Origin of the sequence: Allocoleopsis sp. (genome assembly GCF_036703385.1) — a bacterium.
Lineage (GTDB): Bacteria > Cyanobacteriota > Cyanobacteriia > Cyanobacteriales > Coleofasciculaceae > Allocoleopsis.
On sequence record NZ_DATNPA010000676.1, the window covers coordinates 1 to 7696 of the forward strand.

General features: G+C 45.7%; 7 protein-coding genes. 2 read left to right on the top strand and 5 right to left on the bottom strand.

The genetic code is table 11. The features are described 5' to 3' along the window. On the bottom strand, positions 1-1212 hold a 1212-nt coding region (locus V6C93_RS31935), incomplete at its 3' end, for a thymidylate synthase (protein WP_333480711.1). Positions 1213-1406: 194 nt separating this feature from the next. Then, positions 1407-2147: a fasciclin domain-containing protein gene (locus V6C93_RS31940; protein ID WP_333480712.1), complete on the bottom strand. Its 741-nt coding sequence runs from the start codon at positions 2145-2147 to the stop codon at positions 1407-1409. Between the two features lie 130 nt (positions 2148-2277). On the opposite strand from V6C93_RS31940, the gene V6C93_RS31945 reads away from it, so the two are divergent. Continuing rightward, entirely contained in the window at positions 2278-2400 is a 123-nt protein-coding gene (locus V6C93_RS31945; protein ID WP_333480713.1) for a hypothetical protein, read from the top strand. Positions 2401-2517: 117 nt separating this feature from the next. Here V6C93_RS31945 and V6C93_RS31950 read toward each other — a convergent pair whose 3' ends face one another. From V6C93_RS31950 to V6C93_RS31960, 3 genes are all read right to left on the bottom strand, one after another. Next, positions 2518-3792, bottom strand: coding sequence for a HAMP domain-containing sensor histidine kinase (locus V6C93_RS31950; protein WP_333480714.1), 1275 nt, complete (start codon positions 3790-3792; stop codon positions 2518-2520). A gap of 105 nt (positions 3793-3897) precedes the next feature. Beyond that, on the bottom strand, positions 3898-4575 hold the full coding sequence (locus tag V6C93_RS31955) for a response regulator transcription factor (RefSeq protein ID WP_333480715.1): 678 nt from the start codon (positions 4573-4575) through the stop codon (positions 3898-3900). 175 nt (positions 4576-4750) lie between these two features. Then, on the bottom strand, positions 4751-5038 hold the full coding sequence (locus V6C93_RS31960) for a hypothetical protein (protein ID WP_333480716.1): 288 nt from the start codon (positions 5036-5038) through the stop codon (positions 4751-4753). Between the two features lie 458 nt (positions 5039-5496). Between V6C93_RS31960 and V6C93_RS31965 the strand changes: the two genes are divergently transcribed. Next, the coding region (locus V6C93_RS31965; RefSeq protein WP_333480717.1) for a tetratricopeptide repeat protein at positions 5497-7696 on the top strand (2200 nt) is incomplete at its 3' end.

Consider the following 7696-nt stretch of genomic DNA (forward strand, 5'->3'; position numbering starts at 1 on the left):
AATGAGTTGGTCTGCATTTTCCCAGGTATCGTCGTAAATATGGGCACTCTGACTGACAGTAATTAGTGGCCCCAAACGCAGGTCATAACTAGAACGCAAGGCGATCGCATCTCGAATATATTGTTGCAACGCACGCAATCCCATTGCATTTGCAGGCCAAGCCATGTACATATCATTACTCCGAAGAGTTGCAGTTAGAGATAGTTCATTTTCTACAACTCTTAACCAAAGGTGATTAAGACAAGGGCTACCCCCTTTGTCGTGGTCTTGGACATCCCACAGCGACATAACTGCACTGGCAGCGTCAATTTCTCCTATTAACTTCTTAACTACTTGCTCAATTTGGTCACGTCCAAACCAGCTACGGAGGCGCTGACCGTAGGTGTATTTCAGCCCTTCACGATAGGGAGCATCGTCTAGGATTTGTGAGATGTACTCGTCAATAAAAGCGCGATCGCAGGGCAGATAATTGGGTTCTGGAAAATAGAAACCAGGTGGTTCATCTGTGACAACAGCCATCAAATCAATTAACTCTTGCCATTGCCCATCGTAGCCTGTGGGTCGAATCGTTCCAGTTGTTTTAATGCGATGAATGATTTTGACCCAAGTCTCAGCAATCGTCCGCCCCTCAATTCGATGTCCGTAGCGTGGCCCAGGTAATACAGTGGGGACAGCACTGGACATAGGGAATTCTAACGGTATACCCCAAGGCTCAACAGTATCCCGGAGAGCATGAGACTTGACCTGACTCACAGCTTCGGCAATTGAATGAGCTTCGGAGAATTCCACTGATTGCCGCAACTGTTGTAGCGCACCAGCATCAATCTCAAAGTCTATGTAACCAGTAATGGGAGAACTAATCACCCAGCAGCGACGCCCGGTATCACTAAAACCCTCTTCAAAACCATTGCGAAAGAAATCTAGCAAGCACTGACACCCACCAGCGTTCCGATCTTCCTTCGTCGCGTTGAGAACCACTAAAAAGCGGACATGGGGATTTACTAGCAGATTGCGGATGAGGAGACTGATTCCCCTAGTTGGGCTGTATAGCTGCCCAATGACAGCAAACTCGTGAGGTTGTAACTTTTTGGCGATTGCCCCTTTGACAGTCCACCCGGTAATCACTGCGCAAGAAGCAGTTCCGCAAATTAGCTGATTCGGTTTGTATAGTGGGTTGTACTGGAACTGGGTTGCTTGACCCGTTTCTATCATGTTTGGCTAGAAGTCAAAAAAATATACCAGGTTACCATAATAGACGGTCTCAACAAGCTATCAACAATTTAGACCTGCTCAGCCCAGCTAGTCAGTGCGATCGCGCCAGAAATTCTCGCACCTTTTGTCTACAAAAAGCCCAGTCACACGACTGGGCGGCTGGAACTGTTTGCTCTACTCAGGAAAGTCTGTACTTAATTCTGACGAACTGGTTTGGGTTGCGTTTGTGATTGAGACTGAGTTTCTTTAGGCAGAATCACTTGGTCAATCCCATGAATCACACCATTAGTAGCTTGAATGTCGGCTTGAGTCACGTTGGCCTCGTTGACAGTGACTTTACCGTCTTTACCTTTTTGTACTGCCACCGATGTACCAGCGAGGGTCTCAACATTTCCCGACTGGATCTGACCGCTAGTGACGGCACCAGGCACGACATGGAGCTTTAATAGCTCCCTCAGTAGTTCTTTATTCTCTGGTTTTAGCAGTTGTTCCAGTATCCCTGGTGGCAATGCAGCAAAGGCTGCATCGGTAGGGGCAAAGACGGTATATGGCCCTTTCCCTGCCAAGGCTTCCTCTAATCCTGCTGCCTTAATGGCTTTGGCGAGAGTCTGGAAGTTCTGACTGCTAGCGGCTTTTTCTACCAGGTTTCCGGCTGCTGGTGCAGCCTCAACAGATGTATTCGGCTTTTCTCGATCTTGAACGGTTGGTTTGGTTGTAGCAGGAACGTCTGGTTCGACTGGTGCGGCCTCAACAGATGTATTGGGCTTTTCTCGATCTTGAACGGTTGGCTTGGTTGTAGCAGGAACGTCTGGTTCGACGGATGAGGGGGTACTATTTGAAGAATCTGGAGCTGGTTTTTTTTGCGCAAGTACCGGAAGTGTGATAAAGAGGCTTAATCCAAGAACACCCAATAGCAAGTGAGTTCGAGTTTTCATTTCGGTAATATCCTGAATGCTACACGTAGTCAGGGGAGTGGCTGGGGACGGAAACAGAGAGTCAAAACCCACAATCCTAATTCCTAATCCCTAATCACTTTGGCAACCACTATCCGGTTTGACAGTATGAATGATTGGCTTAAAACCGGAGAAAGAAGCGATCAGCTTTGCTGATGCCAAAGGCAATTGCCCCAAAGGGGCAGCGCCAAAGATGATCGCAATGCTTGATAAGCAAAGCCACAAGCAAGTTTGAGGTTTAAAGGAGGAATACTAGACGGCTTGTTTGGCTAGGCTTCAGAATAATCTTTAAAAGTAAAAAACTAGATAAGGTCTAGGAGATTTCTCAAAAAAGTATTGATCGCTTGTCGGATTATGTACACAAGGGCAGACGGGCTTGAAAGCAGCTACCAACCCCAACCTGGCTAGTGACAGTAATTTTGCCCCCATGACGATGAGCAATGGTTTGCGCGATCGCAAGTCCTAAACCTGTACCCCCTTCTCGGCGCGATCGGGCTTTGTCAGCACGCCAGAAGCGATCAAAAATGAACGGTAGCTGTTCGCGATCGATTCCGATGCCAGTATCCTGAACACTGACAAGGGCGAAACGACTGTGTTTGGCGAGAGTCAGAACAACTTGACCGGCAGGAAGAGTATATTGCAGGGCATTCTCTAATAAGTTGGAAATTAAACGGGTCAGTTGAGCTTCATCTCCCATCACAGCTACCGTTGCCCTACACTGATATTGGAGAGTAATCTTCTTCTCTTGAGCAATGATTTCAAACAATTCCACCAAATTTTGCAAAATACTATTCAGAGAAATCGGCTTCCACTCATGAGCGGGACTTGACACGTCGGCTTCTGCCCGAGCCAAAAAGAGTAAGTCTTGGGCTAAGTGGCTCATCTGAGTCGTGGCGCTAGCAATAGAAGCTAACTTTTTAGCATCCTTGGGATGAATCCGCTCCGGATGATTCCGCATGACTTCGACAGAGGCTTGAATTACGCTTAAAGGACCACGCAGCTCATGGGACGCATCTGCGGTAAACTGTTTAAGCTGTCTAAAACTTTTCTCAATTGGCTCGAGCGCATTTTGAGTCAGCCAAAGCCCACCAATCGCAACCAATCCCAGAGTCATCATTCCACCCATTCCCAATCCCCACAGCAATTGGTACTGGATTGTTTCGACATCCTCTGTGGATTGACTGGCTCGAATATACCCTTCTAGGTATGGATGGTTGGGCTTCGAGCCATCCTTGAAGACGGAAATCGTAAACGTCCGAACTTGATTCGGCTTTCTCATCCGCTTTAGAGTCAGAGAACCGACTTTCGGCGGAACCGTAAGCTCAAGAACCCCTCGGCTTGCTAGAAGTTTCCCGTCAGCGTTGAACCATTCCAAGCTTTGTTTGTCTCGATTGAAAATATCACGCCACGGAACTTCGTCAACTTGATCGAGGTGTTGGCTTCCTTCATCTTTTACCTCTACAAGCGAGGGAGCCGCCGATTGGGCTAAAGTCAGCAGCTTTTTATCCAGTTGACGATAGAGATTGCGACTCAAAAAAACATATACCCCTGCACCGAAGACGCTCAAAATTGCCGCCATGACCATCAACTGAGACAAGAGAAGACGCCAGCGCAGACCTTGAAACATCGGGTTCTACCAATCTCTTTTTATGCTACATCTCTCCTTTAGAAACGGAAACTGGAGTTCTGTATCAGCGAAAAATTATCTTTACATTGAGTATAGAAGATGTTATTAGGAGGTCTGTTTGAGGCGATAACCCAAACCATAGACTGTCTCAATCAGATCGCTAGGAGCCCCAACTGATTCCAATTTTTGTCGTAAACCTCGAATGTGAGCCTTAACGGTTGCTTCTTCGGGTAGTCGCTCAAACGGCCAGAGGTGTTCGAGGATTTGAGCACGGCTAAACACGCGGCGACGATTGCGCAGGAAAAACTCCAGCAGAGAATACTCCTTGGGAGAGAGCGGCACTAGGCAACCTTCATAAAAGACCTCACAGGTACTGGGGTCAAGAGTCAAGCCTTCCCACTCTAGAACAGGCGGTAATGTAGACATCCCCCGCCGTAGTAAAGCCCGAATGCGAGCTGATAACTCCTGCAAATCAAAAGGTTTGACTAGATAATCATCAGCTCCAGCATCTAGTCCCATAACCTTGTCCGTAATCGTATCTCTGGCTGTTACCATCAAAATCGGGACACAACAGCCTTGGGAACGCAGCCGTTGGCACAGGGTTATCCCATCCAGCTTCGGCAGCATCACATCTAGCAAAATCAAATCATAGGTAAAACTATTCACGAGTTCCCAACCAAACTCTCCATCAGCAGCAACTTCGATCGCATAATGATGGTCGCTGAGGTCTTCTGCAATTACATCGGTAAGGCGCTCATCATCCTCTACAAGTAAAATTCTCATAGTTCGTAGAATTACCTACACAGCTACTTTAGCGAGTCTAGTTGCAATAGGGCTTGTGTAGGGTGGGTTAGGCGGCAGCCATAACCCACCAAAGTCTCGAAATAGTCGTGCGTTAAGCAACGCTTTCACACCCTACAATTTTGCTACTTTCCTCGTGTTGCTCTGCCTTACCTATTTAAGTAGCACTCGGTGATGGTGTAGCATCGGATTTGCTAGGTGTTTGCAAATCCTTAGAGCCACCGGGTGAGGCGGAATTTTTCCCTGTGCTAGGAGACTGCAAATCCCCAGAGCTGCTGGGTGAGGGCAAACTATCCATTCCTTGTGTTCCACTCGGCGTTTCGGTGCTGCTAGTTCCGCTTGGTGTGCTAGTTTCTCCTGAAGGAGTGTTTCCTTTGTCACTACAGGCTCCTAGAAATAATGTCAGCCCCAATACTAGGGAGAAAGCGGTAAACTTCCGTCTCACAACGATACCTCCTAAAATTCTCAAAATCTTTTACACGAAAAGTAGACGGCGAACCCTTGGTTGGATTAATACAGCTTCTAACTCTTTTTTGACTTGAGCTAATTCCTGTCACACCTTCGTGAGCAATCTGTCCTTTGGACTCTTCTTTAGACGTTAAGCCTAAAAAGTAAAAAACTCGGTAAAAAACATAGATATCCCGATAGAAATAGAACCGGGCAAGTAAGTGTTGGAAAAAATTATTGTCATCTATCGTTGTGAATAGTTATCCCTATAATTTTTCGACAGTCTCAGGGAAAAGCCCCGTTATAATCTTAGGTTTAAGGGGAATGGCACTGACTTAACATCAGTTTGTAGTTGCAGTTGAGTGCTTTTTTGCGCTAAATCGCTACTACAAGCACTTTAAGTCAGCACCATTCGATTGATAGGGTGAGAGAATGTCGGGATGGGCAGCCTTGTGAATGAGTAGTATCTCAGAAGCCATTGTCAGCGCTTTCCAGTTTTACCAGGCTGGTAACTTATCTCAGGCTAAATTGATATGCCAGCAAATTCTTCAGGAGCAACCGAATTCTACTGAGGCTCTGGATCTGATCGGTAGGATGGCTCACCAAGTCGGCAAGCTGGAAGAAGCGATCGCATATTATCAGCAGCTACTCGCTCTGATGCCAGACTATGCCGAAGCTCATTACAACCTGGGCTATGCTCTCCATCAACAAGGCAATCTGTCTGCTGCGATTACACACTATCAACAGGCGATCGCACTTAATTCCAACAATGCTGAGACTCACGCTAACTTAGCCTATATCTTTCAACATCAGGGTCAAATCGAGGCGGCTATTGATCATTATCAGCAAGCGATCGCCATTAAACCCGATATTCCCGAGAGCTTCTACAATCTGGGCAATCTGTTTAGGCAGCAAAACCAGCTAGAAGCTGCGATTATTCAATATCAGTGGGTTCTTGCTCTCAACCCCAACTATGTGGATGCCTATCTCCAACTTGGCGCGTCGCTATACTCCTCAGGTCAGCATGAAGAAGCGATCGTCTGCTACCAACAAGCAATTTCTTTAAACTCAAATCTTCCTGATGCCTACTACAACTTAGGCAATGTCCTTCTCAATCGGGGTAGATACGAAGAAGCGATTCCTTCCTATCAACAAGCTCTTACTTTAGAGCCAAATTTCCTTGATACTTACCTTAAGCTGGGTTGGGCGCTAATGCACCTGAGCCGATTTGAGGAAGCCACTGCTTGTTTCCACCAAGCTCTAATTCTTCATCCCAATCATCCTGAAGTTTATCAAAAGCTGGCATTAGCTTTAGCAAGTCAAAATAAACTGGATGAGGCAATTGGCTGCTTCCAAAAAGCATTACAGCTAAAACCCGATTTTGTTGAAGCGTACTGGCAAAGCCAACTCATTTTGCCTATTTTATATGATACTCAGGAGCAGATTCTCATCTGGCGTCAGCGATTCTGCCGAGGACTCAATCATTTGATTCAAACAAGTAACTTAAATACTACTGAGGGACTCAGACAGACTTTAACGGGATTAACAGCAAGTGCCACCACATTCTTCCTGAGTTATCAGGGTTTTAATGACCGAGAAATCCAACAAAAGTATGGAACATTTGTGCATCGAGTGATGGCAGCTATCTATCCTCAATGGGCGACGCCTCTAGCCATGCCTCAGCTCAGTAACCAAGGAAAGATTCGCATTGGGTACCTATCAGCCCATTTCAGAACACATACTGTAGCGTCTTTAACCTTAGGTTTGCTCAAAAACTGTGATAAACAACAGTTTGAAATTTATACCTATCATATTGGTGCTAAATCGGATTTAATCACTGACAACTTCCGCTATTGCAGTGATAAATTTTATCATATATATGGCAACATGAATAGCATTTGTGAACAGGTGATTGCGGATCATCTGCATATTCTTGTTTTTACAGACATTGGCATGGACTCGCTGACCAATTACATTGCAGGGTTACGCTTAGCACCCATACAATGTATATTCTGGGGACATCCGGTTACATCTGGTTTGCCAACGATTGATTACTTTTTATCGAGTAATTTAATGGAACCGGAAAATGCTCAAAGCCACTATTGTGAACAGTTGGTTCGTCTTCCTAATACTGGAATTTGTTATGAAAAACCGTTGGTTACTCAACCGAGGAAAAGTCGTTCAGACTTTCATTGGCATGAGGATGCTGTTATTTATCTTTGTTGCCAATCTTTATTTAAGTATCTACCTCAGTTTGACACTATTTTTGCCCAAATAGCTCAGCGTGTCCCTCTGGCTCAATTTGCCTTCATTGCTCATCCTGTTGCTGCTGTTAATTCACAATTTAGAAGGCGTTTAAATCGTGCCTTTGCTAGCTTCAACTTGAACTATGAAGATTATTGCGTAGTTCTGCCTAGACTGGAGCGAAGAGATTACTTCAATCTCAATTTAGTTTCCAAGATTTTTCTAGATACCTTGTGTTGGTCGGGAGGTAATACAACCCTAGAAGCGATCGCTTGTGGTTTACCCATTGTGACCTGTCCGGGAGAATTTATGCGCTCTCGTCACGCCTATGGAATTCTGAAAATGATGGGGCTGACAGAGACAATTGCCCAAGATGAGGCTGAGTATATTGAGATTGCTGTACGGTTGGGTC

What these genes read in the sequence shown, in the direction of transcription:
- V6C93_RS31940 (WP_333480712.1), bottom strand. Translation starts at nt 2,147, where the DNA reads ATGAAAACTCGAACTCACTTGCTATTGGGTGTTCTTGGATTAAGCCTC.
- V6C93_RS31945 (WP_333480713.1), top strand. Translation starts at nt 2,278, where the DNA reads ATGATTGGCTTAAAACCGGAGAAAGAAGCGATCAGCTTTGCTGATGCC.
- V6C93_RS31955 (WP_333480715.1), bottom strand. Translation starts at nt 4,575, where the DNA reads ATGAGAATTTTACTTGTAGAGGATGATGAGCGCCTTACCGATGTAATT.
- V6C93_RS31950 (WP_333480714.1), bottom strand. Translation starts at nt 3,792, where the DNA reads ATGTTTCAAGGTCTGCGCTGGCGTCTTCTCTTGTCTCAGTTGATGGTC.